This is a genomic window from Pseudaestuariivita sp. (assembly GCF_052825805.1).
Genome location: NZ_JBRBVB010000003.1, coordinates 177,582 through 202,458, shown reverse-complemented (window position 1 = coordinate 202,458; position 24,877 = coordinate 177,582). Strand labels below are relative to the sequence as shown.

Annotated in this window: 28 protein-coding genes; 18 read left to right on the top strand and 10 right to left on the bottom strand. The window is 66.6% G+C overall.

Annotated elements, in window-relative coordinates; translation table 11 throughout:
• Position 1: 1 nt before the first annotated feature.
• Positions 2-244, top strand: coding sequence for a hypothetical protein (locus ACU0B3_RS05350; RefSeq protein WP_446259794.1), 243 nt, complete (start codon positions 2-4; stop codon positions 242-244).
• A gap of 188 nt (positions 245-432) precedes the next feature.
• Here ACU0B3_RS05350 and rimO read toward each other — a convergent pair whose 3' ends face one another.
• The 9 genes from rimO to fsa form a co-directional block, all read right to left on the bottom strand.
• Complete coding sequence (rimO, locus tag ACU0B3_RS05345; RefSeq protein WP_446259793.1) at positions 433-1,788, bottom strand: 30S ribosomal protein S12 methylthiotransferase RimO; 1,356 nt, start codon at positions 1,786-1,788, stop codon at positions 433-435.
• Positions 1,789-1,845: 57 nt separating this feature from the next.
• Positions 1,846-2,409 carry a GcrA family cell cycle regulator gene (locus ACU0B3_RS05340; RefSeq protein WP_446259792.1) on the bottom strand — a complete coding sequence of 188 codons (564 nt, stop codon included), beginning with the start codon at positions 2,407-2,409 and terminating at the stop codon, positions 1,846-1,848.
• Positions 2,410-2,496: 87 nt separating this feature from the next.
• Positions 2,497-3,387, bottom strand: coding sequence for a DMT family transporter (locus tag ACU0B3_RS05335; RefSeq protein WP_446259791.1), 891 nt, complete (start codon positions 3,385-3,387; stop codon positions 2,497-2,499).
• 1 nt (position 3,388) lies between these two features.
• Positions 3,389-4,081: a CDP-alcohol phosphatidyltransferase family protein gene (locus tag ACU0B3_RS05330; RefSeq protein WP_446259790.1), complete on the bottom strand. Its 693-nt coding sequence runs from the start codon at positions 4,079-4,081 to the stop codon at positions 3,389-3,391.
• Positions 4,082-4,464: 383 nt separating this feature from the next.
• Complete coding sequence (locus tag ACU0B3_RS05325; protein ID WP_446259789.1) at positions 4,465-5,052, bottom strand: cytochrome P460 family protein; 588 nt, start codon at positions 5,050-5,052, stop codon at positions 4,465-4,467.
• A gap of 112 nt (positions 5,053-5,164) precedes the next feature.
• Positions 5,165-6,106, bottom strand: a complete 942-nt coding sequence (locus tag ACU0B3_RS05320) for a tyrosine recombinase XerC (RefSeq protein WP_446259788.1) — start codon at positions 6,104-6,106, stop codon at positions 5,165-5,167.
• Positions 6,103-6,804: a DUF484 family protein gene (locus ACU0B3_RS05315; RefSeq protein WP_446259787.1), complete on the bottom strand. Its 702-nt coding sequence runs from the start codon at positions 6,802-6,804 to the stop codon at positions 6,103-6,105. Before ACU0B3_RS05315 ends, ACU0B3_RS05320 begins: the two co-directional genes overlap by 4 nt.
• A gap of 95 nt (positions 6,805-6,899) precedes the next feature.
• Positions 6,900-7,361: an aggregation factor core gene (locus tag ACU0B3_RS05310; protein ID WP_446259786.1), complete on the bottom strand. Its 462-nt coding sequence runs from the start codon at positions 7,359-7,361 to the stop codon at positions 6,900-6,902.
• 121 nt (positions 7,362-7,482) lie between these two features.
• A complete protein-coding gene (fsa, locus tag ACU0B3_RS05305) occupies positions 7,483-8,136 on the bottom strand; it encodes a fructose-6-phosphate aldolase (protein ID WP_446259785.1) in 654 nt (217 codons plus the stop codon).
• 121 nt (positions 8,137-8,257) lie between these two features.
• Between fsa and ACU0B3_RS05300 the strand changes: the two genes are divergently transcribed.
• The 6 genes from ACU0B3_RS05300 (at position 8,258) to ACU0B3_RS05275 (ending at position 15,590) form a co-directional block, all read left to right on the top strand.
• Complete coding sequence (locus ACU0B3_RS05300; RefSeq protein ID WP_446259784.1) at positions 8,258-10,447, top strand: primosomal protein N'; 2,190 nt, start codon at positions 8,258-8,260, stop codon at positions 10,445-10,447.
• A gap of 178 nt (positions 10,448-10,625) precedes the next feature.
• Entirely contained in the window at positions 10,626-11,483 is an 858-nt protein-coding gene (locus ACU0B3_RS05295; RefSeq protein ID WP_446259783.1) for a LysR family transcriptional regulator, read from the top strand.
• 144 nt (positions 11,484-11,627) lie between these two features.
• Positions 11,628-12,875: an MFS transporter gene (locus tag ACU0B3_RS05290; RefSeq protein WP_446259782.1), complete on the top strand. Its 1,248-nt coding sequence runs from the start codon at positions 11,628-11,630 to the stop codon at positions 12,873-12,875.
• Positions 12,876-12,878: 3 nt separating this feature from the next.
• Complete coding sequence (locus ACU0B3_RS05285; RefSeq protein WP_446259781.1) at positions 12,879-14,270, top strand: MATE family efflux transporter; 1,392 nt, start codon at positions 12,879-12,881, stop codon at positions 14,268-14,270.
• A complete protein-coding gene (locus ACU0B3_RS05280) occupies positions 14,270-15,142 on the top strand; it encodes a 50S ribosomal protein L11 methyltransferase (RefSeq protein ID WP_446259780.1) in 873 nt (290 codons plus the stop codon). Before ACU0B3_RS05285 ends, ACU0B3_RS05280 begins: the two co-directional genes overlap by 1 nt.
• 106 nt (positions 15,143-15,248) lie before the next feature.
• On the top strand, positions 15,249-15,590 hold the full coding sequence (locus ACU0B3_RS05275; RefSeq protein ID WP_446259779.1) for a hypothetical protein: 342 nt from the start codon (positions 15,249-15,251) through the stop codon (positions 15,588-15,590).
• Between the two features lie 154 nt (positions 15,591-15,744).
• Here ACU0B3_RS05275 and ACU0B3_RS05270 read toward each other — a convergent pair whose 3' ends face one another.
• On the bottom strand, positions 15,745-15,951 hold the full coding sequence (locus ACU0B3_RS05270) for a DUF1127 domain-containing protein (RefSeq protein ID WP_446259778.1): 207 nt from the start codon (positions 15,949-15,951) through the stop codon (positions 15,745-15,747).
• 348 nt (positions 15,952-16,299) lie between these two features.
• Between ACU0B3_RS05270 and ruvC the strand changes: the two genes are divergently transcribed.
• The 11 genes from ruvC to ACU0B3_RS05215 all read left to right on the top strand — a co-directional run bounded on the left by ruvC (position 16,300) and on the right by ACU0B3_RS05215 (position 24,853).
• Positions 16,300-16,794 (top strand): crossover junction endodeoxyribonuclease RuvC, encoded by a 495-nt coding sequence (gene ruvC / locus ACU0B3_RS05265; protein WP_446259777.1) that lies wholly within the window; start codon positions 16,300-16,302, stop codon positions 16,792-16,794.
• The gene (gene ruvA / locus ACU0B3_RS05260; RefSeq protein WP_446259776.1) at positions 16,791-17,492 is read left to right on the top strand and encodes a Holliday junction branch migration protein RuvA; all 702 of its coding nucleotides are present in this window, start codon (positions 16,791-16,793) and stop codon (positions 17,490-17,492) included. The genes ruvC and ruvA overlap by 4 nt, the downstream gene beginning before the upstream one ends.
• 3 nt (positions 17,493-17,495) lie before the next feature.
• Positions 17,496-18,518, top strand: coding sequence for a Holliday junction branch migration DNA helicase RuvB (gene ruvB, locus ACU0B3_RS05255; protein ID WP_446259775.1), 1,023 nt, complete (start codon positions 17,496-17,498; stop codon positions 18,516-18,518).
• 44 nt (positions 18,519-18,562) lie between these two features.
• Positions 18,563-19,192: a hypothetical protein gene (locus tag ACU0B3_RS05250; protein WP_446259774.1), complete on the top strand. Its 630-nt coding sequence runs from the start codon at positions 18,563-18,565 to the stop codon at positions 19,190-19,192.
• 3 nt (positions 19,193-19,195) lie between these two features.
• The gene (ybgC, locus tag ACU0B3_RS05245; RefSeq protein ID WP_446259773.1) at positions 19,196-19,582 is read left to right on the top strand and encodes a tol-pal system-associated acyl-CoA thioesterase; all 387 of its coding nucleotides are present in this window, start codon (positions 19,196-19,198) and stop codon (positions 19,580-19,582) included.
• Between the two features lie 107 nt (positions 19,583-19,689).
• Entirely contained in the window at positions 19,690-20,385 is a 696-nt protein-coding gene (gene tolQ, locus ACU0B3_RS05240; RefSeq protein WP_446259772.1) for a protein TolQ, read from the top strand.
• A gap of 3 nt (positions 20,386-20,388) precedes the next feature.
• On the top strand, positions 20,389-20,865 hold the full coding sequence (gene tolR, locus ACU0B3_RS05235; protein ID WP_446259771.1) for a protein TolR: 477 nt from the start codon (positions 20,389-20,391) through the stop codon (positions 20,863-20,865).
• 13 nt (positions 20,866-20,878) lie between these two features.
• Positions 20,879-22,036, top strand: coding sequence for a cell envelope biogenesis protein TolA (locus tag ACU0B3_RS05230; protein WP_446259770.1), 1,158 nt, complete (start codon positions 20,879-20,881; stop codon positions 22,034-22,036).
• Positions 22,036-23,358 carry a Tol-Pal system beta propeller repeat protein TolB gene (tolB, locus tag ACU0B3_RS05225; protein ID WP_446260202.1) on the top strand — a complete coding sequence of 441 codons (1,323 nt, stop codon included), beginning with the start codon at positions 22,036-22,038 and terminating at the stop codon, positions 23,356-23,358. Before ACU0B3_RS05230 ends, tolB begins: the two co-directional genes overlap by 1 nt.
• A 134-nt stretch (positions 23,359-23,492) precedes the next feature.
• Positions 23,493-24,020 (top strand): peptidoglycan-associated lipoprotein Pal, encoded by a 528-nt coding sequence (gene pal, locus ACU0B3_RS05220; RefSeq protein ID WP_446260201.1) that lies wholly within the window; start codon positions 23,493-23,495, stop codon positions 24,018-24,020.
• 23 nt (positions 24,021-24,043) lie between these two features.
• Positions 24,044-24,853 (top strand): tetratricopeptide repeat protein, encoded by an 810-nt coding sequence (locus ACU0B3_RS05215; RefSeq protein ID WP_446259769.1) that lies wholly within the window; start codon positions 24,044-24,046, stop codon positions 24,851-24,853.
• Positions 24,854-24,877 lie beyond the last annotated feature (24 nt).

Below are 24,877 nucleotides of genomic sequence, written 5' to 3'. Positions count from 1 at the left end.
CATGTTCCCAACCCTGATCGGCACCGTCGTCATCGCGGGCATCGTCGGCTACGTCTCTGAAAAGTCCGGCTTCACCCGCAACGGCTACCTACCCTCGATCATCATCGCAGTCGGCGGCGCGTTTCTCTTTTACTTTGTGGCGCTCATGTTCGGAATTCGCTTCGGCCCGCCCGGAGTGCAGGCCATCGCCGCCTCCATCGGCGCGTTGATTCTCGTGCCGACACATTGGCGGGGGCGGCGATAAGTGGATACCCTTTGACGAAATGAACTGCGTCTACATCATAGCACCCGCCTGACAGGCACTGTCAGGCCGCGCCGACCCGCCCCCGTCAAACCGAAGGTTTGCCTCTGGCAAAACGGGCGGCGCGATGCGCCACCCCGCGGGACGGCGCGTGAATGCCCGTGATTCCTATCACTCGGCGATGGGTTCAGTTAGAGCCGCCCCCAAAGGTCGTATTCGCCCGCCTCATCTATGGTCACGGACACGATCTGACCGGGCTGCAACGCCTCGAACCCTTCGTCGATAAAGAGATTGCCGTCGATCTCCGGCGCGTCGCCCTTGGTGCGGCAGGTGGCGCCGTCGTCCTCGACGCTGTCCACGATCACATCGAGCGTCTGGCCGACCTTGGCCGCAAGCTTGGCCTCCGAGATCGCTTGCGCCTTGGCCATGAACCGCTCCCAGCGGTCCTGCTTGACCGCTGCGGGGACGTGGTCCGGCAGCGCGTTCGAGCGGGCGCCCGCGACGTTCTCGTACTGAAAGCACCCCACTCGGTCGAGCTGCGCCTCATCCAGCCAATCTAGGAGCGTCTGGAACTCGGCTTCGGTCTCGCCCGGGTAGCCGACGATGAAGGTCGAGCGGAGGGTGATGTCCGGGCAGGTCGCGCGCCAAGCGGCGATCTCGTCAAGCGTCTTGGCCGCCGCCGCGGGGCGCGCCATCCGCTTCAAAGTGTCGGGGTGGGCGTGCTGGAAGGGGATGTCGAGGTAGGGCAGGATGCCGCCCTCGGCCATCATCGGGATCAGCTCGCGCACATGCGGGTAGGGGTAGACGTAGTGCATCCGCACCCACGCCCCGAGGCTGCCGAGATCACGCGCCAGATCGAGGATCGGCGCCTTGCTCTCCCGGTCCTTCCAGTCGGTGCCGTAGGCGGAGGTGTCCTGGCTGATGACCAGCAGCTCCTGCACGCCTGCCTCGACCAGCTTTTCGGCCTCGCGCATGACCGCGCGGTGCGGGCGGGAGGCAAGTTTTCCCCGCATGTCGGGGATGATGCAGAACTTGCAGGCGTGATTGCAGCCCTCGGAGATTTTCAGATAGCTGTAGTGCCTTGGCGTGAGCGAGACGCCGGTGGCGGGCAAGAGATCGACAAAGGGATCGGGCGTGGGCGGCACTGCGGCGTGCACTGCGTCGAGGACTTGCTCGTATTGGTGCGGGCCGGTCACGGCGAGGACCTTGGGGTGCGCGCCGGTGATGTACTCGGGCTCGGCGCCGAGGCAGCCGGTCACGATGACGCGCCCGTTTTCGGAGAGCGCTTCACCGATGGCGTCGAGGCTTTCCGCCTTCGCGCTGTCGAGAAACCCGCAGGTGTTCACGATGACCGCGTCCGCGCCCGCGTAGTCCGGGGAGATGCCGTAGCCCTCGGCGCGGAGGCGGGTGAGGATGCGTTCGCTGTCGACCAGCGCCTTGGGACAGCCGAGGGAGACCATGCCCAGCGTTGGCTGGCCGTCGCGGCGGGCGCTCTGGATCTCGGCGCGGGCAAGGTCGGGGCGCAGATCGGGCGGGTTGGTGCTCATGGCCGGCTCCGTAGGGTGGGCAGCTTTGCCCACCTTACGCGGGACATCCGGTACGCGTCAGCGGCGGCGGTCACGCCGGGCCGAGAGCGGTTGGAAGGCAACGCCCACATGCGCCTCGCAGTAGGGTTTGCCTGGTTTCACGGGCAAGCCGCAGAACCAGAAATCGTCGGTCGCCGGATCGCCCACGGGCCATTTGCAAGTCCGCTCGGTCAGCTCCATCAGGGTCAGCTTCTTGGCCTTTTTCTCGACCTCGCTCACCTTCGCGAGCGCTTCGGGGCTGATCTCGTTCGCGCTGGGCTGCGGCGGCAGGGGCGTGCCGGCGCTGATGATCTTGGGGCGCTGCGGGACGGGCGGCTTGGGCGCGGGCGCCGGGTCCGGCTCGGCAGCAGCTGCCTCGGGCGCCTCGGCCGGTTTGGCCTCGGCCTTGGTTTTGGCCTCCGCCTTGGCGTCGGACTTGCCAGCCGCCGCCGGCGCAGTGCGGTTCGAGAGGCCCAGCCGGTGGACCTTGCCGATCACCGCGTTGCGCGTGACGCCGCCGAGCTCCTTGGCGATCTGGCTGGCAGACTGGCCCTCGCCCCACATCTTTTTCAGCAGCTCAACACGTTCGTCGGTCCACGACATGCGGTTCGTCCTCAATTGAAAAAGCGGCCCTTTGGGCGGACCGCTTTTGAAGTGCGTTGTGCCCTATTTTAAACTTCCGAACCGAAGTTACAAGGTGCGCGCCGCGCGTCCCTCGCGCCAGGCCAGCGTCAGCCCTCCGGCGAGGATCACGGTGATCCCGATCAGTGAGACGGCGTCCGGGCGCACGCCAAAGATCACCAGGTCGTAGAGCGCGGCAAAGATCAGCGTAGCGTACCAGAACGGTGCGGTGAAACTGGCGTCGGCGCGCATGACGGCGTTGATGAAGCACGCCTGCGCGCTGATCATCAGGGCCCCGATCCCCGCGAGCGCTGCCCATTGCGCGGGCGTGGGCGCGCTCCAGACGCCGAGGACGGCGATGACGGCAAAGGCGGTGCCGATCGTGTTGCTGGCGATGAGGACCTGGAAGGCGCCATTCGACCGGCTCAGCGTCTTGATCACCGCAAGCTCGAGGCCGAGCGCCACCGCTGCGCCGAGCGCGAGGAGCGCGCCGAGCTCGACCGCCGCGCCGGTGGGCCGCAGAAGGATCATCGCGCCGATCAGCGCCACGCAGGCCGCGCCCCAGCGCCAGGGGCCCGACGTCTCCCGCAGGAACAGCACCGCCGCGATCATCCCGAACACCGGGTTGAGAAAGCTGATCGCCGTCGCGTCCGCCAGCGGGATGCGCGCGGCAGCTGCGAACATCAGCGTCACGCCGGTAAAGCCCAGCGCGACGCGCAGCCCGTGCATCGGCAGGTTGGTCGGCATCAGCCTGGCACGCACCACCGCCGCCGCGCAGAGGAGCGCGATCAGCGCAAAGGCAAACCTGCCGAACGTGATCTGGAAGGGGTGCAAGGCCGGGCCGAGGCTGTCCTGTCCCAGCGCCTTGGCCAAAAGTGTGGTGCCTGCGACCAGCGCGGAGGCGAGCACCGTCAGGGCGGCGGCCAGCGCGGGGTTGGCCCGGGGCAGGGCGTCCTGCACCTTAGCCGCGGTCCCCGAGGACCTGCTGCACGGCCCCCGCGAGCGCGAGGTAGACCGACGTCACCACCAGCCCCCAGAGCGCCCAGCTTTCGGGGTGGAAATCCACCCAGGCCGCCCAGCCGGCAAACCCAGTCCAGGCCAGAGCCACCGGCAGCGACACCGCGCGCCAGCGCTCGGTGCGGACCGGGTGGATGAACTTGATCGGCAGGAACATCGCCACCGCCAACGCCGTTACGATGGCCAGCGTGATCCAGAAATTCGGCTCGGTTGCAAAGAGCACGATCACCAGCATGTTCCAGCAGCCCGGAAACCCGGAAAAGGAGTTGTCTTTTGTCTTCATCCCGGTATCGGCGAAATAGAGCGCCGAGGCGAACGTGATGATGATGATTGCGATCCAGCCGGTCCAGCCCGGCAGGAGGCCCGACGCAAAGAGCGCATAGGCCGGGATGAACACATACGTAAGGTAGTCGATGATCAGGTCGAGCAGCACCCCGTCAAAGCGCGGTGCGTTGGTCTTGACGTCGGTCTTGCGCGCCATCGGGCCGTCGAACCCGTCGACGATGAAGGCCACGACGAGCCACAGGAACATCACGTCCCACTTGGCCTCGGTCGCAGCCAGCATCGCGAGCATGGCAAAGACGGCGCCAGTGGCGGTGAACCAGTGTACGGCGAGGGCTTGGAGGCGGATATTCATCGCACCGTCATGGCCGATGCCACGCGGGGATGCAAAGGGAAACGGGGGGGGGCGGTGTGTGTGTCGAGGGTGTGGTGACGGGTTTGGTTAACCCGGTTTGAGTTGAAGCACGGGTAAGCAAGACAGTCGTTCACGCGTCGTCCCGCGGGGTGGCGCAATTCGCGCCGCCCGTTTTGCCGAAGGCAAACCTTTGGTTTGACGGGGGCGGGACGGCGCGGCCTGACGGTTCCTGTCAGGCGGGTGTTTTGATCTAAGCGGGTTACTCCTGGCCTCTGAATTGTCCGCACCGATGATGCCCAAAACACTCCGGCGGTGCGGTTAAGTCTTGTGCAGCGTCAGAACAAGGTCGGTCACACCAACCCCACTCCGGTCACATCCGCCACTCAATTCATGCTGACGCGCACCTCCTCGACCGGGTAGGCGAGCATGTCGCTGTCTTCCCAGCCGACGTGGCAGTTGTGGCAGAACGACTGCTTGATCTTCAGCGGCTTCCCGTTTGGCTGCACGCCGGAATAGAACCAGTCGCCGGTATCAGGCGCGCCGCCGGCCTCGAGCTTTTCCATGATGAAGAGCGGACCGACGCGGGCGGGTTTGCCTTCTTTGCCGAGCTTGATGCTTTCCTTGGCGAGGATCGAGCCTGCGGGCATCACGACGCCCTCGTCCTCGAACTTGAGGTACTGCTCCGCAGCGATGTCGTTGGCAAAGGTCTGCAGGAACCGCTCGCCATGCGCGCCCGCAACCGCCGGGCGCGTCGCGCTGTTGGTCCAGCTGCGGTAGGCGGCTGCGATCTCGCTGTCACCTTTTGTGTACCCTGCGAGCATCTTGCCCTCCATGCAGGCGTAAAGTGTCTCGACCTCGGCGCCGCTCAGGTCGAACGCGTCGGTCGCGTCGACAAGGCATTTGTCCGAGTGGCTGTCTGCCAGCGCCGCCGAAACGGTCATGGTCAGGATGGCGATGAAAGTGAGGCGCATTCTTTTGTCCCTAAGTCTGATTGGCGATTGCCGGATGTTGGTGGCACAGAATGTCGCACCTTTGGGATCAAGCCTGCGTCACTTTGGCGTGAGCACGGCAAAGGCAACTACGCTACCCGCCACCCTTCGGGTGCGCCCGCGCATAGACCTCCATCAGCCGCGCAGTGTCCACCGCCGTGTAGGCTTGCGTCGTCGAGAGGGAGGCGTGGCCGAGCAGCTCCTGGATGCTCCGCAAGTCCCCCCCGGCATTCAGCAGGTGCGTCGCAAAGCTGTGGCGCAGCGCATGCGGGGTTGCCGAGGCCGGCAGGCCGAGCTGCGCCCGCGCCTTGGCCATGGCCTGCTGCACCGCGCGCGGTGACAGCGCCCCACCACGCACTCCGCGAAAGAGCGGACCCTCCGCCTCCTTTGGATGCGGACAGGCGCGCAGATACTGCTCCACCGCCTGCTGCGCGGCAGGCAGAACCGGCACCAGCCGCTCTTTCTGACCCTTGCCCAGAATGCGCAGCGACGTGCCCAGCGGCGCATCCGCGCCTTTCAGGCTCAGCGCCTCCGAAATCCGCAGCCCGCAGCCGTAGAGCAGCGTCAGCACGGCCATGTCCCGGGTGTTCACCCAGTCGGTCGTGGATTGCAGCAGCACCGTGTCAATCATCGCCCGTGCCGCGTCGACGTCGAGCGGACGGGGCAGTTTCTTGCGGAACCTTGGCGAGCGCGCGGCCAGCACAGCCGTCGGCTCGAACCCATGGCGCTCGGCGAGCCAACGGTAAAAGGATTTCACCGCCGACAGCTTGCGCGCCAGCGAGCGCGACGACACATCCTCGGACCTTGTCGCCGCCATCCAGGCGCGCATGTCGGACACCGAGATCGACGACAAAGGCCCCAGTCCAGACCGCTCCCCGTGGTGGCGGGTCATAAATGCGAGGAAGTCCACGACATCCCCACGATAGGCGATCAGTGTGTTCTCCGACGCGCCCTTCAGCGCCTTCTGCGCGTCCAGCCAGTCTTGCAATGCGTCCCGCGCTTGCGGGGAGATCAGCAGCGTGTCTTCGCCGCTCACGAGAGCCAGCGGCGCATGGCGCGCTCGAAGACGCCTGCAAAGAACGCCAGCAAATCCGTGCCCTGCTGCGGCGTGAACTGGTGCGGATCTTCCGCGCCCATCACCAGCATCCCCGGCAGACGCCCGGGCCCGAAGTCGAGCTTGAGGCACGCCTCAGAACGGATCCAGCCCGCCGCCTCACCATACACAGTGTCCGCGCCCACCTGAACTTGCCGCAGAGTGACCTGCCGCACCGGCACGTTGCGCCCGGCCGTCAGGTAACGATCGATGAACCCCGGCTCGGCGGTCGTCAGCACTTCGCCCAGCCTTTGCACGACACCTTCGCCGTCGCCCTTCGTCTCGAGTACCAGCTTGACGCAATCGACGCGCAGGATGTCCGCGACCTCACCACCCAGATCGCGCAGGAAGGTCTCGAACTCCGTCGGGTCCAGCATCCGCAGCAAGGCGCGGTGTACCTGGTTGGTCCCGGCAAGGTTCTCGTAGGCCGCGGCAATCACCGAGCGGTGCGTGTCCTCGAGCCGGTCGAGCCGCGCCTCGAGCCGCTCCATCGCAATCCCGCGGAGGTCCACGATATTGCCGCCCATCGACTTTTCATTGGCGTCGATCAGCGCACGCATCACGTCCTGATCGTCGAGGATCACATCCGGGCGCGCGATGATCTTGGCGCGCATGTCGTCGTCAATCTTGGGGCTGTTCATAAAGACCTCTCTCGGGCATTACCGCCACCTAGCACACTTTATCGCGCGGGATCCGCTGCTTAGGCGAAACTTGATCCATCTGTGGCGCCGAGGTCTCAGGTCCCGCAGCCTGGGAGCACGATCCGCGCCGAGCCGTCCGCGCCAAAGGTCGCCATGCTGACCTGCTCGTCCATGCCGCCCTGCGTCCAGGTTGCGGTGGCCCCGGCGATCTCGGAGCCGCTGACGGTGATCTCGCGCCCGCCGCCCGTGTCGTCCACGTCGATGGTAAAGGCAAACCGCGCCCCCGCCGGCATTCCGCTGAACTCCAGCAGCGCAAAGCTATCCCCGTCCGCGATCTCGGCGAACCCGTCCAGATACTCCGCACCCTCCACAATCTCGAACGGCTGAAACACCTCAACGCCCGCGCCCCGATCGGTCACGTCAAAGATCAGACCACCCGCCGACCCCGCAAAATCGAGCGCCAGCCGCCCCGCGCCCAGATCACAGTCGCCGACGTTGGCCACCTCGAACCGATCCTTCGGCGCCCCATCCCGAAACGAAACAACGACATCCGCCATCACCGCGCTCGAAACCAAGACGCCGAAGCCCGCACAAACGGCTCCGAAAACGCGCTCCCTCAGCTTCATCTTCCGAAATAAACTCCCGCCGGAGGCTCCCCAAATCGAAGCCAGGACCAGGTTACAGGATCTTGATCTGCGCCTTCTCCGCATCCGCCACAAACGCGGCGAGACCCTTGTCGGTAAGCAGATGGTTCGCCATGTTCTTGATCACCGCAGGTGGCGCCGTCGCCACGTCCGCGCCGATCTTGGCGCATTCGGACATGTGGTTGGCCGACCGGATCGAGGCGGCGAGGATGTTCGTGTCGAACCCGTAATTGTCGTAGATCGTGCGGATGTCGGCGATCAGATCGAGCCCGTCGAGGTTCAGATCGTCGAGCCTCCCGATGAAGGGCGAGATGAACGTCGCCCCCGCCTTGGCCGCCAAAAGCGCCTGGTTGGCGGAAAAGCAGAGCGTGACGTTGACCATCGTGCCCTGATCGCTGAGCGCCTTGCAGGTCTTGAGCCCCGCCCAGGTGAGCGGCACTTTCACCGCGATGTTCTCGGCCATGCCGGCAAGCTTCTTGCCTTCCTCCAGCATGGTCTCGGCGTCGGTGGCGACCACCTCGGCCGACACAGGCCCGTCCACCAGGGCGCAAATCTCCTTGGTCACCTCTAGGATGTCGCGGCCCGACTTGGCGATGAGCGAGGGGTTGGTGGTCACGCCATCCACCATGCCCAGGTCGTTGAGCTCGGCGATCGCATCGATCTCGGCGGTATCGACAAAGAATTTCATGTCAGGCATTCCCTATAGCTGTCGGCCCGGGACACCCCGTGGCTGCGGTTGGGGACTGTTAGCGCAACCCGAGGCCGGATTGAACCCTCAAGCGGGCGCCCGCCTTGCGGACGCGAGAGCCATGGACACGCATTTCAACACCGGAGAGCTGGTTGCCGTCCTGACGACCCAGCCGCTGAGGCGGACGCTGGACTACCGCGCGCCGGAGGGTGGCTGCTTTGCCGGGGCTTTTGTCGAGGTGCCCTTAGGCCCGCGCAAGGTGCTGGGTGTCGTCTGGGGCGCAGGCGCGGGCGACTACGACGTCTCCAAGGTGCGCAGCGTGATCCGCGTGCTCGACGTGCCGTCCATGCGCGAGGAGATGCAGACGTTCCTGTCGCGCGCCGCCGACTACACGCTGACACCGCTTCCGGCGATGTTGCGCCTCGCCACCCGCGCGCCAGGGCTCGGGGACCCGCCGTCGATGCGCAAGGTCTACCGCCGCGGCGAAGGTCAGCCCGACCGTGCAACCGCCGCGCGCACCCGCGTGCTCGAAACGCTCGCGACCTATGGCGATCTGTCCTTCACGCTCAAGGAGCTCGCCGATCAGGCAGGCGTCTCGTCTTCTGTCGTCAAAGGGCTGGTCGCACAAGGCGCGGTTCGCGAGGAGGACGCGCCGCGCGACGTGCCATTTCCGCGGCTCGATCTGGCACGGTCCGGGCATGACCTGACCGCGGATCAGGAGGCGGCGGCGCAAGCGCTGTCCCAAGGCTTTGCCGAAGAGCGCTATGGCACAACGCTCCTGCAGGGCGTGACGGGCTCGGGGAAGACCGAAGTCTACCTCGAAGCCGTTGCCACCGCCGTCGAGGCGGGCCGGCAAGCGCTGGTGCTCCTCCCGGAAATCGCGCTGACCGAGCAGTTCCTCACCCGGATCGAGGCCCGCTTTGGCGCCAAGCCCGCCGAGTGGCACTCTGGCGTGACCATGACCGAGCGCCGCCGCGTGTGGAAGATGGTCGCCACCGGAGACGCACAGGTCGTGGTCGGCGCACGGTCGGCGCTCTTTCTGCCCTACCAGCGACTGGGGCTAATCGTCGTCGATGAGGAGCACGACACCTCTTACAAACAAGAGGACGGTGTCCTCTACAATGCACGTGACATGGCCGTGCTGCGCGCCTCCATCTGCGGGGCGCGGGTGGTGCTGGCCTCCGCCACGCCCTCGCTCGAAAGCTGGGCCAATGCGCAGGACGGCAAGTACCGGCACCTGCGGCTGACCTCGCGATTTGGCCCGGCGGTCCTGCCGCAGATGCAGGCCATCGACATGCGCGCCGAAAGCCTGCCCGGAGGCCGGTGGATCTCGCCCGCCCTGCAGCGGGCGGTCTCGGCGCGGCTCGAGCGCTCCGAACAGGCGCTCCTTTTCATCAACCGCCGGGGCTACGCGCCCGTCACGCTCTGCCGCGCCTGCGGGCAACAGATCGGCTGCGATCACTGTGACGCGCGGATGGTGGAGCATCGGTTCCTCAAGCGTCTCGTCTGCCACCAATGCGGCGAGAGCCGTCCCATGCCGACCGTCTGTCCCCATTGCGAGGCAGAGGATCGGCTGTCGGCGGTGGGTCCGGGCGTCGAGCGGCTGACGGAGGAGGCGCAGGCGCTGTTCCCGGATGCGCGGGTGGCGACGCTCTCATCGGACCTCTTTGGCTCCGCCCGCGCGCTCAAGGCCGAGATCGAGGCGATTGCGGCCGGCGAGGCGGACATCATCGTCGGCACGCAGCTGGTGGCCAAGGGGCACAACTTTCCCAACCTGACGCTGGTTGGCGTCATCGATGCGGACCTCAGCCTGCATGGCTCGGACCCGCGAGCGGCGGAGCGCACGTTCCAGTTGATGCAACAGGTGGCGGGACGCGCGGGCCGTGCGGAGGCGCCTGGCACAGCGATGCTGCAGACCTACCAGCCGGACCACGCCGTGATCCGGGCGATTCTCGGCGGTGATCAGGAGGCGTTCTGGCAAGCGGAGGCGGATGCGCGGCGGGCGGCAGGTGTCCCGCCCTTTGGCAGGCTCGCCGGGATCATCCTATCCTCCACCGATCTTGCCGAGGCGCATGACGCTGGTGCGGCGCTGGCGCGCAACGACCGCGCGCTGCGCGAGATCGGCGCGCAGGTGTTCGGCCCGGCGCCTGCGCCTATCGCGCGCGTGCGCGGGCGGCACCGGATTCGGCTGCTCGTCAAGGCGGACAAGGCCGCTCCCCTGCAGGCGGCGCTCGCGCGCTGGATCGCTCCGCTCCGATTGCGCGGAGAGCTGCGGCTGGCGATCGATATCGACCCGCAGAGCTTTTTGTGACCCTCTGCGAGTGCGACCCTCCGGATGCGCCAAATCGCACCATTGGACGCGCGTTGGATTTGCGGCACCTTTTGCGCTAACTGTTGACTGCACACCACCCAAGGCCCCGAGCCGCGTGCCGCATGGGAAAGCGGCAGGCGCGGGGTTTAACAAGTGACCGTCTTCCGCGAGGGACGCCATGCAAAAGTGGGACGACTACCGGTACGTGATGGCGCTGGCACGGTGCGGGTCGATGACCGCCGCGGCCAAGGCGCTCGACACCAACCCGGCGACGGTGTCGCGGCACATCCACCGGATCACCGAGCTTTATGGCACCGTCCTCTTTGTCAAGAAGAAGACGCGCTGGGACCTGACGCGCGATGGGGAGGCGCTGGTGGAGGTCATCGAGGCCTTCGAGCAGGGGCTCAGCGATCTTGAGGCGGCAGGTGCCTCCAGACTGGGCGTGGACCGTCCGATCTGCTGCGCGGTCGATGCACCACTCTTGCTGACGCATCTTGCTGCCAGCGTGCCGGCACTGCGACGGGACAATCCTGGTATTCGTGTGGAGTTCCTGAGTGCCGACGCCGGTCAGGCCAGTCTCGCCGATGGAGAGATCGACCTGGCGCTGCGCCTCGCGCGCCCACGGGAGGGCGGGCTCATGGGGCGGCGCATTGCAGAAGTCTCTTACGTGGCCGCCCGGCGGGAAGGAAGTCAGGAGGACGGCTGGATCGCGCTGGGTAAAGAGCACGATGACACGCCCGAAATGCGCTACGGTCAGGCGCTGTTCACAGATGCGCCGACCGTGCGCGTGCCGAGTTTCGAGGCCGCCCGCGCGCTCGCACTCTCCACGGGTCTGGGCGTAATCCTGCCGCAAGCGATGGTGTCGGGTTCCCGGCAGCTCGCGCGGCTGCGCGCCGCGACGCCGCCCGTGACCCGCGACGTGTGGCTGGTGTTTTACGAAACGCGCAAGATGGACCCGATCGTTCGAGTGCTGGGCGACTGGGCGCAGCAGTGCTTTGTCGACATCGTGCAAGGGCGTGCGTCCCACGTGGCGTGAACCACGCGCCGTCGGGCGCATCCAAAACCGGCGACCACGGACCTGCCCGCACACCGGGCCTCGCGCTTTCGCGCACAGCACTTTGTGCGTGCGCCTATCGCGGCATACCTTTCCAAATCCGTTTGGCAGGCGTAGGGCTAGACCATGCCCCTTGGATCCAACCTGCACACGATCAGCCTTGCCGAAGGCGAGGCGCTTGCGCCGTGGCGCCGCCCGATCGCCCTGCTTGTCCTGACCGCCTGCGCCATGCCGCTGGCCTTTGCGACGTGGTCGGCGCTGCTCAACAACTTTGTCATCGAGGCCGCGAATTTCGACGGCGCGGACATCGGCCTCTTGCACACCATCCGCGAGATCCCGGGGTTCCTGGCCATCGGGGTGATCGCGGTGCTGCTGTTCGTGCGCGAACAGGTGCTGGGCCTCGTCTCGCTCGCGATGCTCGGCGCGGCGACCGCGGTCACGGCCTGGTTCCCGTCGATGGGCGGGATCCTGACGATCACGCTCCTGTCCTCGATCGGGTTTCACTATTACGAGACGGTCAACCAGTCGCTCCAGCTGCAATGGCTGAGCAAGGAGCGCGCGCCCAAGGTGCTGGGCTACCTCTTGGCTGTCGGCTCGGGGGCGACGCTGATCGCCTATGTGCTGATCGTGCTTTTGTGGGAGAGCCTCGGCCTGTCGTTCAACACGGTCTTTCTCGCTTCGGGCGGGGCGTGCCTGCTCATCGCGTTCTATTGCCTTGTGGCCTTCCCGCAGTTCGAGGCGCCGCACCCCCAGCGCAAACAGATGATTTTGCGCAAACGCTACTGGCTTTACTATGTGCTGCAGTTTCTGGCGGGCGCGCGGCGGCAGATCTTTATCGTGTTTGCCGGGTTCATGATGGTCGAGAAGTTCGGGTTCGAGGTGCACGAGATCACCGGCCTTTTCCTCATCAACCTTGTGGCGAACATGGCGATTGCGCCTTTCATCGGGCATGGCGTGGCGCGGTTCGGAGAGCGGCGGGTGCTCCTCTTTGAATACGCCGGGCTGGTGCTCGTGTTTCTCGCTTATGGCGGGATTTACATGTTCGGATGGGGCGTGCTGCTGGCGGCGGTGCTCTACGTGGTGGACCACCTGCTCTTTTCGATGGCGCTGGCGCTCAAAACGTATTTCCAGAAGATCGCCGATCCGCAGGACATCGCGCCCACGGCTGCCGTTGCTTTTACCATCAACCACATCGCGGCGGTGTTCTTGCCAGTGCTGCTGGGTCTTCTGTGGCTGGCCTCGCCGGCGGCGGTGTTCCTTGTGGCGGCGGGCCTTGCGTTCTGCAGTTTTGCCGCCGCGCTCCTTATCCCGCGCGATCCCGCGCCCGGGCGAGAAACGCTGCTCTTGCGCCCCGTGCCCGCCCCGGCGGAGTAGCTCATGGCCGAGGGCCGTTTCCTCACCGGCTCCACGATGGGCCACGTCGTGCGCATGACGCTCACAGGCGCCACCGGCATCACCTTCGTCTTTGTCGTCGACGCGGCGAACCTTTTTTGGATCGCGCAGCTCGGAGAGCCCGCGCTGGTCGCCGCGATCGGCTACGCCTTCGCGATCCAGTTCTTTTCGGTGTCCTCGGGGATCGGGTTGATGATCGGCGCCACGGCGCTGGTTTCCCGCAGCATCGGGCAGGGCAACGAGGCCAAGGCGCGCGAGCAGGCGACGGCGACGCTCCTGTGGTCGGTGCTGGTGCAGGCGCTGATGGCGTTCAGCGTGGTGTCCGCGCGGCACCAACTCGTTGGGATGGTGGGCGCAACGGGCGAGACCGCGGAGCTGGCCGCCCGCTATCTCGCCCTCACGGTGCCGTCCCTGCCGATCATGATGGCGGGGATGACCGCCTCTGCGGTACTGCGCGCGCATGGCGACGGGACCCGCGCGATGTTCGTGACGCTCTCGTCGGGCGCGTTGGCGGTGCTGCTCGACCCTCTTTTGATCTACGTGCTCGGCTGGGGGCTGGACGGAGCGGCGCTGGGGCTGACCCTCTTTCGATGCGTGATGTGCGGGATCGGGCTTTACTTTGCGATCAAGGTGCACGCCGCGCTCGCGCCCGTCTCGGGCGCTGCCCTGCGCGAGGTCGCCAAGCCCTATGCCGCCATCGCAGGTCCCGCGATCCTCACCCAGATGTCGCCGCCCGTCGCCAACTACCTGCTGACCGCAATCATCGCGGGGTTCGGAGATGTGGCCGTCGCCGCATGGGCCGTCGTGAACCGCCTGACGGTCGTGGCCTTCGGCGGCATCTTTTCCCTCGCCGGCGCGGTGGGCGGCATCTTTGGTCAGAACTTTGGCGCCGGCAAACTCGACCGGGTGCGCCAGACCTACAAAGACGCTGTCGTCTTTTGCCTTGGCTACACCTGCGTGATCTGGGCGCTGCTGGTCGCCGTCTACCCCGCCGTCGTGCGCGGCTTTGCCCTGGCGCCTGAGGCCGCCGAGATCGTCTGGGCTTTCGTCACCATCGGGGCGGGCAGCTTTGTCTGCGCGGGCACGCTCTTTGTCGCCAACGCGGCCTTCAACACCATGGGCAGGCCGGGGCGCGCGACGTTTGTGGCCTGGATGCGCGACGGGCTGCTCACATGGCCCGTCGGCACGCTCGGCGCGCTGATGTTCGGCGCTGTGGGCGTGATCTACGCGCAGGCGCTGGTCGCTGTGATCGTCGGCATCGCGGCGGCGTTCTGGGGCTGGCACTTCGTCAAGGGGCTGGGCGTGCAGGACGTGGCCACGATTGACGCCCGCCCGCGCCGCGGATACCGGGACGTGAACCGCTACCGGAGACGCTGATGCCGACCTTTACCGCTCTGACGACGCTCCCGCACAAGCCGCAGGCCGAGGCGTTGGGCGCCGCACTCGAAGCGCTCGACCCCGCGCCGACCGGCGTAGGTGTGTTCGAGCTCGAAGACGGCTCGGGCCTTTGGGAGGTCGGGGGGTACTTCCTCGAGGCGCCCGATGATATCGCGCTGGCGCTCCTCGCCGCCTCGCAAGGTGCCAAGCCGTTCGTGGTCTCCGAAGTGCCGGACGTCGACTGGGTGGCGCATGTACGGCGCGAGCTCTCGCCCGTGCGGGCGGGCCGGTTCTACGTCTACGGCAGCCACGACGCGGACACCGTCCCCGAAGGCGTCGAGCCGCTGCTGGTAGAGGCGTCGATGGCGTTTGGCACCGGCCACCACGGCACCACGCAGGGCTGCCTGCAGGCCCTCGACCAACTGCTCGAACAAGGCGCGCGCAAGCACAACGTGGCGGACATCGGCTGTGGCACGGCAGTGCTGGCGATGGCGGCGGCGCGCGTCTGGCCGGAAACGGTGCTGGCAAGCGACATCGACGAAGTTGCGGTGGAAGTGGCCGAGACGAACACCGCGGCCAACGGCCTCGCGGACCGGGTGCGCTGTCTGGAGGCGACGGGCTTTGACCATCCCGAGATCGCAGCGGCCGCGCCCTTTGATCTGATCTTTGCCAACATCCTCAAGGGGCCGCTGCTGGAGCTGGCCGCGCCGATGTTTGCCGCCACTGCCCCGGCCGGGCATGCGATTCTGTCCGGGCTTCTGAACGAGCAGGCGGACGAGGTGACGGCGCATTATCGCGAGGCTGGATACAATGCGGTGGATCACATCGTGATTGGCGACTGGTCGACCCTAACGCTGCAACGCCCAGGCTGATTTTCGACCCAACTTTGTGAAATTTCGCCCCATTTGCCCGATTTTCGCCACATTTCAGGACTAATCCTGCCTTCAACGCTGGTGGGGGCCAACGTTGGAGCCTGACATGGCTGACAGTTTTCAAAGCTTTGATGCCCGCCTCAATGGCCTGGAGCGCAAGCACCGCAAACTCGCACGTGGTTACCGCAACGTCGTGCACCCCGATGGCCTCATCGAGATGCGCCCGGTCTTCCGCCTGCACGTCCCGATCAAAGGCATCATGCTGCTCCTCCTCGGCTTCCTGACGTTCAAGGCGGTGGTCTTTGCCGCGCTTGGCCCGGCCAGCTACGAGGCGCGCGTGGACGCGCTGGCGCAAAGCACGTCGATCGAATCCTTTGGCGCCTGGTTCATGCAGGTGGACCCCGCGACCGAATTCGTCGGACTTCAGCTCCGCCCGCTCTTCCGCTGAACAGGCATCGTTTCCCGGCCATGGACTTTACCGGACAGACTTTCCCCAGGCTGACCGGACACAAAAAACCCCCGCAGGCGGCATCCTGCGGGGGTTTTTGATGTGGCCGCCGGGAGGGAGAGGCCCGGCTGGCCCAGGGAGATTTAACGTCTGATCAGCGGATCAGATTCTGGTAGCGCATGTCGTCGATGTCGCCGCGCACGAGGCCGATGTCGTCGAGCTCGTGGTTGGAGAGTTGCGAGAGCGCCTTGCGCGTTGCGCGGGCATCGTTCCAGCTGCGGAAATTCGCGAGGGTGTTGGCGAAAAAGCCACCAACGGAGCCGGTGGTGTGCGGGGCGCGGTGAAAATCGAGAGCTGCCATATCCGTTGTCCTTTTGCTGGAGTGAGCATGTTGTTCGATGACCCGGACCTAGGAGTGGAATTTGCGCCGAACAAGCGTGGAAATCGCATGGCTGTTATGCAGTTTCGGCATGCCTCGAGGTACCACTAACACTCTGAAAAGTGTGACAAAATCGTGAACTTCAGCGTGTCGTTTTTGAGCGATTGAAGTCGCACTTGGAACGTGGTCCGAGGCGCCTGGTCGCTGCTGGAATTGCCGCTGTCGCATTTGGTTGTCGCGCCAGGGACTTGGCGCGTGTTCGCCTTTCGTGCTAGCGTTTTTGTGAACATCAAAAAGCGTGTCGTGAAGGCAACAGGCAGGGCGGGCATCATGCGGATTTTAGGGATTGATCCGGGGCTGCGGCACACCGGGTGGGGTGTGATCGAGAGCCACGGCAGCCGACTCACCCACGTGGCCAACGGCATTTGCCATTCCGAGGGCGCGGATCTGGGACCTCGGCTTGTCTCCCTGTTCGATCAGTTGGACGCCGTGCTCCGCAGGTATGCGCCAGATGGCGCCGCGGTCGAGCAGACATTCGTGAACCGCGATGGCGCCGGCACGCTCAAGCTGGGGCAAGCGCGCGGGATCGCGATGCTGGTGCCGTCGCGCGCCGGTCTCGAGGTCGGGGAGTATGCGCCGAACGCGGTTAAGAAGACGGTGGTGGGCGTCGGGCATGCGGATAAGCGACAGGTCGATCACATGGTGCGCCTGCAATTGCCGGGGGTCGAGATTGCCGGGCCGGACGCCGCTGACGCGCTCGCTGTTGCGATCTGTCATGCGCATCACGTGACCTCTCCGGCGGCGCGCGCGAGGCTGCGCGCGTGATCGGGCGCATCGCGGGCCGGGTGCTCTACCGCACGGACGAGCATGTGCTGATCGATGTGCGCGGGGTCGGGTATCTGGTGCATTGCAGCCAGTCGACCTTGGCCGCCCTGCCGGCGGACGGCGAGGCAGTGGCGCTTTATACCGATATGCTGGTGCGGGAGGATTTGCTGCAGCTCTTCGGCTTTCGCACGCTGGTCGAGAAGGAGTGGCACCGCCTCTTGATGTCGGTCCAGGGGATCGGCGCGAAGGCGTCACTGGCCATTCTGGGCGCCTTGGGGGCTGAAGGTGTGGGCCGTGCGATTGCGCTGGGCGATCAGACGGCGATCCGGGCTGCCAAGGGGATCGGTCCCAAGACTGCGCAGCGGGTTGTGGTGGAGTTGAAGGACAAGGCGCCGTCCGTGATGGCGATGGCTGGCACTGTGGCCGGGCATGCGGGCGGCGCGTTCGATGCGGCGGACGCGGTGCTGGAGGACGAGCCTGCGCAGAAACCGGCCCGCGCGGCCGCCCGCCCGCCCGGGAACCCGCCCGCGGCGGCGACGTCTGGCGCGGTTCAGGCCGATGCGCTGTCGGCCCTGCAGAACCTTGGGTATGCGCCCGGTGATGCGGCGGGTGCAGTGGCGGAGGTTGCGGGTCAGGGTGCCGCGACGACAGAGGAGGTCATTCGCGGTGCGCTGAAACTCCTCGCGCCGAAAGGGTAGGCGATGAGCGAGCCGGACCCGACATTGCGCCCCGAAGTGCAGCCGGAGGACACCGACAAGGCGCTGCGTCCGCAGCAGCTGGGTGCCTTTATCGGGCAGGCGGAGGCGCGGGCGAACCTGCGCGTCTTTATCCAGTCGGCGCGGGCGCGCGAAGAGGCGATGGATCACACGTTGTTTTATGGCCCGCCGGGGCTGGGCAAGACGACGCTGGCGCAGATCATCGCCAAGGAGCTGGGGGTCGGGTTTCGCATGACCTCGGGGCCGGTGCTGGCCAAGGCGGGTGATCTGGCGGCGATCCTGACAAACCTCGAGGCGCGGGACGTGCTTTTCATCGACGAGATTCACCGGCTGAACCCGGCGGTCGAGGAGGTGCTTTATCCGGCGATGGAGGATCACGAGTTGGACCTCGTGATCGGGGAGGGGCCGGCGGCGCGCACGGTGCGGATCGAGCTGCAACCCTTTACGCTGGTCGGGGCGACGACGCGGCTGGGGCTCTTGACGACGCCGCTGCGGGACCGGTTCGGGATCCCGACGCGGCTGCAGTTCTATACGGTCGAGGAGCTGCAGGACATTGTGACGCGCAACGCGCATCTTTTGGGCGTGCCGGCGGATGACGCGGGCGCTCGGGAGATTGCGCAGCGCGCGCGGGGGACGCCGCGGATTGCGGGACGGCTTTTGCGGCGTGTCGTGGATTTTGCCGTGGTCGATGGCGACGGACGGGTGACGCGCGAGCTGGCCGATCACGCGCTGACGCGGTTGGGCGTGGATCATAAGGGGCTCGATTCGGCGGACCGTCGGTACCTGCGGCTTTTGGCCGAGCATTATGGTGGCGGGCCGGTGGGGATCGAGACGATAGGTGCGGCGCTGTCGGAAAGCCGGGATGCTTTGGAAGATGTGATTGAGCCGTTCCTGCTGCAGCAGGGGCTGATCCAGCGCACGCCGCGGGGGCGAATGCTGACGCAGGGGGCGTGGCGGCACCTCGGGCTTGACGCGCCCAAGGGGCAGACCGATTTGTTTGGGGGTTGATGTCGGAGCCTCCGGCGGGAGTTTATTTGGGAAGATGAAGCCTCATGGAGCCCTTTGAGATCGAAGCGTTGTTCACGCGGTCGGGCGGGGACTTTCTCTTTGCACGTTGGGGGCGGCCGATGGCGCCGGTGGTGTTCGGGGTCGAGGATGCGACACTCGATGTGATCAAGGGCGCGATTGAGGCGGTGAGTGCGCTCGCAGGGCTCGAGGTTGCGGAGACCGATCCCGAGCTCGGCTCGAATTTCATGTGGTTCTTCTTTCGGGACTGGGACGAGCTTTTGGCGGTGCCGGGGCTTGACGGGCTTGTGCCGGACCTTGCGCCTTTGGTGGGTCGGCTCAAGGCGGCAGATGCCAACCAGTACCGGATTTTCCGGTTTGACGAGGCCGGGGCGATCCGGGCCTGTTTCGTCTTTGTGCGCATGGATGCGGCGATGGCGGAGGTGCCGGCGGACACGCTTGCGCTGTCGCAGGTGGTGCAGTCGGTTTTGCTGTGGTCGGACCGGGCCTTTACCGAGCGGTCGGCGCTTGCGCAGGCCGGTGAGGTTGTCATGCTGAGGCCGGAGGTCGCGCAGCTGATCCGGGCGGCCTATGATCCGGTGTTGCCGGCGATGGCGCAGGACGCGAGCCACGCGGTGCGGCTGGCGGCGCGGGTGGCCAAGATGGCGGCGGTCTGAGCTGTGGTGCACCGGTTCGAGCTGCGGGTCTATTACGAAGACACGGACATGGGCGGGATCGTCTACCATGCCAATTACCTCAAGTTCGTGGAGCGGGCGCGCAGCGACTGGGTGCGGGGGCTCGGGATCGACCAGAACGCGCTGCGCCAGGCCGGCGTGGTTTTTGCGGTGCGGCGGATCGTGAGCGATTTTCTGAAGCCTGCGCTTTTTGACGATTGTCTGAGCGTCGAGACGCGCGTCCTGAGCCGGAAGCCGGCGCGGGTTGTGCTGGAGCAGGTCGTGTTGCGGGGAGGCGAGCGGCTTTACGCGTCGGAGGTCACGCTTGTGGCGTTGTCGCGCGCGGGCGCGCCGACGCGGCTGCCGCAGGCGCTGCGGGACGCCCTTACGTAAAGCGCGGGAATCAGCCTAGGCTGCGTGCCGTGCTTGGCAGAGGTGCGCGACCTGCGGTATCGTGCGCGCCAAACCCAAAACCAGAATTGGGAGCATCGGGCGGGATCATGGAAACGGAGCTTTTGTCGGCCGCGGGCGGGCAGGACTACACGCTGCTGGCGCTTTACGCGCGGGCGACGATCACGGTCAAATTGGTGATGTTGCTTTTGATCGTGGCGTCGTTCTGGGCGTGGTCGATCATCGTGCAAAAGGCGCTGGTGATCCGGCGGGCGCGGCGCGAGGCGGCGCGGTTTGACCGGGCCTTCTGGTCGGGGGAGCCGCTCGACGGGCTTTTCGATCAGATCGGGACCGAGCCGAAGGGCCGGGCAGAGCGCATATTCGCCGCCGGGATGATCGAGTGGCGGCGCTCGCATCGCGATGATGGCGGCCTGATTGCGGGTGCGCAGGCGCGGATCGACCGCAGCATGGATGTGGCCATCGCCAAAGAGGCGGACGCGCTGGGGCGCGGGTTGCCGGTGCTTGCGACCGTGGGCTCGACGGCGCCCTTTGTGGGGCTTTTCGGGACTGTCTGGGGCATCATGAACGCCTTTATCGAGATCGCCGAGCAGCAGAACACCAACCTTGCCGTCGTCGCGCCGGGCATTGCGGAGGCGCTTTTGGCGACCGGGCTGGGCCTGCTTGCGGCGATCCCGGCGGTGGTGGCCTATAACAAGCTGAGCTCGGATGTGGATCGGGTCGTGGCGGGCTATGAAGCTTTTGCCGACGAGTTTGCCACGATCCTCTCGCGCCAGTTGGACAGCTGAGCGATGGGCGCGGGCACGATCGAGCGGCAATCGGGGGGCGGGCGCCGGAGGCGGCACACCCGTGGCCGGGCCAAGCCGATGTCCGAGATCAACGTGACGCCGTTCGTGGATGTGATGCTGGTGCTGCTGATCATATTCATGGTGGCGGCGCCTTTGCTGACGGTGGGCGTGCCGGTGGAGCTTCCCAAGACGGCGGCAAATGCGCTGCCGTCGGAGGCCGAAGAGCCGCTGACCGTGACGGTTACCGCAGATGGCGGCGTGATGGTGCAGGAATCGCCAGTGGCGCGTGAGGCGCTGGTGGGGATGCTGCGCGCGATTGCCGAAGAGCGCAGCTCGGACCGGGTGTTCCTGCGCGCGGATGGGGCAGTGCCGTACGAGGCGGTGATGCAGGTCATGGGCGCCCTGAACGCGGGCGGGTTCTCGAACATCGGGCTGGTCACGGACATCGGCGGGCCGACGCTCGACACCGATCCGGGTTGAGGCGCGCGCAGCTTTGCCAGTCACCTCTTTGCATGTCGGTCACTATATCTCGGGCGCCGGACACGCCGCGCTGATCGGCTGGCTGCTGCTGGGCGATGTGTTTGCTTCCGTGCCGGTGGAAATGGAGTTCACCGAGGTCACGGTTGTGACGGGCGCGGAATGGGCGGCGCTGACGTTGCCAGAGAGCCCGCCGGATGCAGTGACCGTGGAGGAAACCCCTGAACCGCCGGAGCCGGAGCAAGAGCCTGCGCCTGTGCCGCCCGCGCCAGAGCCGGAGCCAGCGCAGGTACCTGAGCCTGCACCAGCGCCGACGCCAGCGCCGCTTCCAGAGGAGGCCCCGGACGTGTCGTCGGTTGCAACGCCCGTGCCGGAGGCGGAGGTGACGGACACCCCTCCCGAGCAGCCTGCGCCCGGTGCCGTTGTGGTGGGGCCTGTTGCCCCGGACAGCAGCGTGCGCCCGAGGCCGCGACCGGCGCCGCGGGTCGCCCCCGTGCCGGTGGCCCAGCCCGAGCCAGAGGCAGCGCCTGCGCCGGAGGCGGAGACGGCCACCGTTCCAGATGAGACTGCAGAGACGGCTGAGGAGGCACAGGAGGAGACCGCTCCCGAGGCTGCCACCACCGAGATCGTGACCGAGGCCGACGAGGTCGACACAGCGGTCACGGCCTCCTTGCGTCCGCGCGTGCGGCCGGAGCGGCCTCAGCCGGTCTCTGCGCCCGAAGCTCAGCCTGAGCGCGAGACCCAGCCAGAGACTGCGCCCGAGACGGAGACGGCCACGGATGTGGACTCGGTTGTGCAGGACCTTCTCGACGAGGCGATTGCGGCAGAGCCGGCGGAGCCGCAGGCTCCGGCAGGGCCTCCGCTGAGCTTTGGCGAATCCGAGGCGTTCCGCATTGCGGTGCAGGAGTGCTGGAACGTCGACGTGGGCAGCACGGCGGCGAACGTGGTGGTGACCGTGGCCTTCGCGCTTGATCCGGCGGGCCGGGTGGACGGGCCGGTGCGGTTTCAATCGGCGGTCGGCGGAACGGAGCAGGCGCAGCAAACAGCGTTTCAGGCTGCGCGCCGGGCTGTGCTACGCTGCCAGCGGGACGGCTACGGCCTGCCGCAGGACAAGTACGAGCAATGGCGGGAGGTCGAGATGACCTTTAACCCCGAAAGCATGAGGCTGAGATGATGATGCGCGTTCTGACGATGCTTGCGCTGTGCTGGGGTCTGGGCATGGCGGCGCCCGTGCTGGCGCAGGACGGACCGCTGCGGATCGAGATCACCGAGGGCGTGGTCGAGCCGCTGCCCTATGCCGTGCCGTCCTTTGTGGCGGAGACGGCGGGGGCCGAGGAGTGGGGCCAGCGCATCGCGCAAGTTGTGGCGGACGATCTGAACGGCACCGGGCTGTTTCGGCAGATCAGCCCGCAGGCGTTCATCAGCCAAGTGACGTCGTTCTCGGCGCCTGTCCCGTTTCCCGACTGGCGCGCGATCAACGCGCAGGCGCTGATCACGGGCGCGGTCTCGGCGTCCGGGTCGGGCGATCTGGTGGTCAAGTTCCGCGTCTACGACGTCTTTGCTGGTCAGGAGCTTGGGTCGGGTCTGCAATTCTCCGGCACCGAAGACGGGTGGCGCCGCATGGCGCACAAGGTGGCCGACGCGGTCTACACCCGCTTGACCGGGGAGAGCGGCTACTTTGACAGCCGCGTCGTCTTTGTCTCGGAGACCGGTCCCAAGGACGACCGGCGCAAGCGGCTGGCGATTATGGATTACGACGGGGCGAATGTGCAGTACCTGACGGACAGCTCGGCGCTGGTGCTGGCGCCACGCTTTTCGCCGACTGGGGACCGGGTGCTCTATACGAGTTACGAGTCGGGCTTTCCGCGGATCAAGGTGCTGGACGTGGGCAACGTGCAGAGCCGCGCGCTGGAGCAGGGTGACGGCACGATGAGCTTTGCCCCGCGCTTTGCGCCGAACGGGCAGAGCGTCGTCTACTCGCTCACGACTGGCGGGAACACGGACCTTTACGCGCTGGACCTCGCGTCGGGCGGGGCCTCGCGGCTGACGTCTGCGCCGGGGATCGAGACAGCGCCCTCCTACAGCCCGGACGGCAGCCAGCTGGTGTTCGAGAGTGACCGGTCGGGCTCGCAGCAGCTTTACATCATGCCGGCGGGCGGAGGGGAGGCGCAGCGCATCTCCTTTGGCGAGGGGCGCTACGGCACGCCGGTCTGGTCACCGCGCGGGGATCTGATTGCGTTTACCAAACAGTCCAAGGGCCGGTTCCACATCGGGGTGATGCGCACGGACGGGTCCGAAGAGCGGCTGCTTACGGCGTCCTTTCTCGACGAGGGGCCGACCTGGGCGCCGAACGGGCGGGTCATCATGTTTGCGCGCGAGACGCAGGGCGCGCAGGGGACCTCGTCGCTCTATTCCGTGGACGTGTCCGGGCGGAACCTCAAACGGGTGCGCACGCCGGATGGGGCGTCCGATCCGTCCTGGTCGCCGCTGCAGTAAGGTGGGCACTGCCGCCCGCGTGGCCATGTGATCGGCGGGGTGCCGCGCGGTGCGGGCATGACGCTTTGCGGGGCTCCGCCGCCGTGGTAGCGTTCCGCGCAAAATGACATGAGGGCAGTTCGATGATCTTTTCCATGACCCGGCTTTGCAGAGCGGCTTTGCTGATCGGCGGCCTTGTGGCGCTGCAAGCCTGTGCAAGCGCCGACCGGTTTGGGGGTGGCAGTGGCGGAGCAAGCGGTGAGGACTTGGCGCCCGCGGCGCTTGAGCCTCTGGAGCCTGCGAGACCGGCGCCGAACTCGCCCGAATATTTTGCGCAGACGATCGGGGACCGGGTCCTTTTTGAAGTGGATCAGGCGACGCTGACTGCCTCGGGGCGGAGCACGCTCGACGGACAGGCGCGTTGGCTGACGGAGAACGGCGTCTTTCAAGCCGTGATCGAGGGTCATGCCGACGAGCAGGGCACGCGCGAATACAACCTCGCGCTTGGCGCGCGGCGCGCCAACGCCGTGAAGGAGTATCTGGTGTCGCAAGGCATCCCCGAGAGCCGCCTGCGCGTGGTCAGCTACGGCAAGGAGCGCCCGATCGAGATTTGCTCGGACGAGGCGTGTTACGCGAAGAACCGGCGGGCGGTGACCATCATTTCGGGCGGTTTGACGAGCTGACGCAGCCTGCTGGCGCGAGGGGGATGAAGATGCGGCTGATCTGGACATCGCTATGCCTTGCGTTTCTTGCTGCGCCGGTCTGGGCGCAGGACGCGACGCTGGCCGACGTGCGCCGCGATCTGGAACGGCTGAACGCGGACATCACCGCGCTCAAGGCTGAGCTGGCGCCGGGCGGCGTGTCCGGCGCGTCGGCGTCAGGGTCCGTGCTTGACCGGGTGGCGGCGATCGAGGCGGAGATCCAGCGTCTGACGGGCCGCACCGAGGAGTTGGAGTTTCGCCTGCGCCGCGTGATCGAGGACGGCACCAATCGCATCGGTGATCTGGAGTTTCGACTGGTCGAGCTCGAGGGCGGTGACGTCAGCCAGCTTGGCGAGACCTCGACGCTGGGTGGTGGCTCTGCTGAGCCATCCTCGCCGGTCGCTTCGCAGCCCGTCTCGGACACGCAGCTGGCGGTCGGTGAGCAGGGGGATTTTGAAGCAGCTCAAGAGGCGCTGGACACGGGTGACTATACGCAGGCGGCGACGCGGTTCGCCGCGTTCCGTGAGGCGTATCCGGGCTCTCCCTTCGAGGCGGAGGCGCTGATCGGCCTTGGCCGCGCGCTGGATGCGCAAGGTGACACGCGCAGCGCGGCGCGGGCTTATCTGGACAGCTATTCGTCGTATCCGCAAAGCCCTTTCGCGGCTGAGGCGCTCTTTCGCGTGGGCGAGGCGCTGGGCCGGCTGGGCAAGGTGCAGGAGGCGTGCGTCACGTTGACGGAAGTGGGTCTGCTGTTCGAGGGCGATCCGTTTGCGGCGCAGGCCGCGCAGGCGCGGGCGTCGCTTGGCTGCAGCTGACCGTGTACCTGGGGCGGCGGTCGG

Coding starts and splice junctions, on each gene's coding strand:
- ACU0B3_RS05350 (WP_446259794.1), top strand. CDS start 2: ATGTTCCCAACCCTGATCGGCACCGTCGTCATCGCGGGCATCGTCGGC.
- rimO (WP_446259793.1), bottom strand. CDS start 1,788: ATGAGCACCAACCCGCCCGATCTGCGCCCCGACCTTGCCCGCGCCGAG.
- ACU0B3_RS05340 (WP_446259792.1), bottom strand. CDS start 2,409: ATGTCGTGGACCGACGAACGTGTTGAGCTGCTGAAAAAGATGTGGGGC.
- ACU0B3_RS05330 (WP_446259790.1), bottom strand. CDS start 4,081: ATGAATATCCGCCTCCAAGCCCTCGCCGTACACTGGTTCACCGCCACT.
- ACU0B3_RS05325 (WP_446259789.1), bottom strand. CDS start 5,052: ATGCGCCTCACTTTCATCGCCATCCTGACCATGACCGTTTCGGCGGCG.
- ACU0B3_RS05315 (WP_446259787.1), bottom strand. CDS start 6,804: ATGAACAGCCCCAAGATTGACGACGACATGCGCGCCAAGATCATCGCG.
- ACU0B3_RS05310 (WP_446259786.1), bottom strand. CDS start 7,361: ATGGCGGATGTCGTTGTTTCGTTTCGGGATGGGGCGCCGAAGGATCGG.
- fsa (WP_446259785.1), bottom strand. CDS start 8,136: ATGAAATTCTTTGTCGATACCGCCGAGATCGATGCGATCGCCGAGCTC.
- ACU0B3_RS05300 (WP_446259784.1), top strand. CDS start 8,258: ATGGACACGCATTTCAACACCGGAGAGCTGGTTGCCGTCCTGACGACC.
- ACU0B3_RS05295 (WP_446259783.1), top strand. CDS start 10,626: ATGCAAAAGTGGGACGACTACCGGTACGTGATGGCGCTGGCACGGTGC.
- ACU0B3_RS05290 (WP_446259782.1), top strand. CDS start 11,628: ATGCCCCTTGGATCCAACCTGCACACGATCAGCCTTGCCGAAGGCGAG.
- ACU0B3_RS05285 (WP_446259781.1), top strand. CDS start 12,879: ATGGCCGAGGGCCGTTTCCTCACCGGCTCCACGATGGGCCACGTCGTG.
- ACU0B3_RS05280 (WP_446259780.1), top strand. CDS start 14,270: ATGCCGACCTTTACCGCTCTGACGACGCTCCCGCACAAGCCGCAGGCC.
- ACU0B3_RS05275 (WP_446259779.1), top strand. CDS start 15,249: ATGGCTGACAGTTTTCAAAGCTTTGATGCCCGCCTCAATGGCCTGGAG.
- ACU0B3_RS05270 (WP_446259778.1), bottom strand. CDS start 15,951: ATGGCAGCTCTCGATTTTCACCGCGCCCCGCACACCACCGGCTCCGTT.
- ruvC (WP_446259777.1), top strand. CDS start 16,300: ATGCGGATTTTAGGGATTGATCCGGGGCTGCGGCACACCGGGTGGGGT.
- ruvB (WP_446259775.1), top strand. CDS start 17,496: ATGAGCGAGCCGGACCCGACATTGCGCCCCGAAGTGCAGCCGGAGGAC.
- ACU0B3_RS05250 (WP_446259774.1), top strand. CDS start 18,563: ATGGAGCCCTTTGAGATCGAAGCGTTGTTCACGCGGTCGGGCGGGGAC.
- tolQ (WP_446259772.1), top strand. CDS start 19,690: ATGGAAACGGAGCTTTTGTCGGCCGCGGGCGGGCAGGACTACACGCTG.
- tolR (WP_446259771.1), top strand. CDS start 20,389: ATGGGCGCGGGCACGATCGAGCGGCAATCGGGGGGCGGGCGCCGGAGG.
- tolB (WP_446260202.1), top strand. CDS start 22,036: ATGATGCGCGTTCTGACGATGCTTGCGCTGTGCTGGGGTCTGGGCATG.
- pal (WP_446260201.1), top strand. CDS start 23,493: ATGACCCGGCTTTGCAGAGCGGCTTTGCTGATCGGCGGCCTTGTGGCG.
- ACU0B3_RS05215 (WP_446259769.1), top strand. CDS start 24,044: ATGAAGATGCGGCTGATCTGGACATCGCTATGCCTTGCGTTTCTTGCT.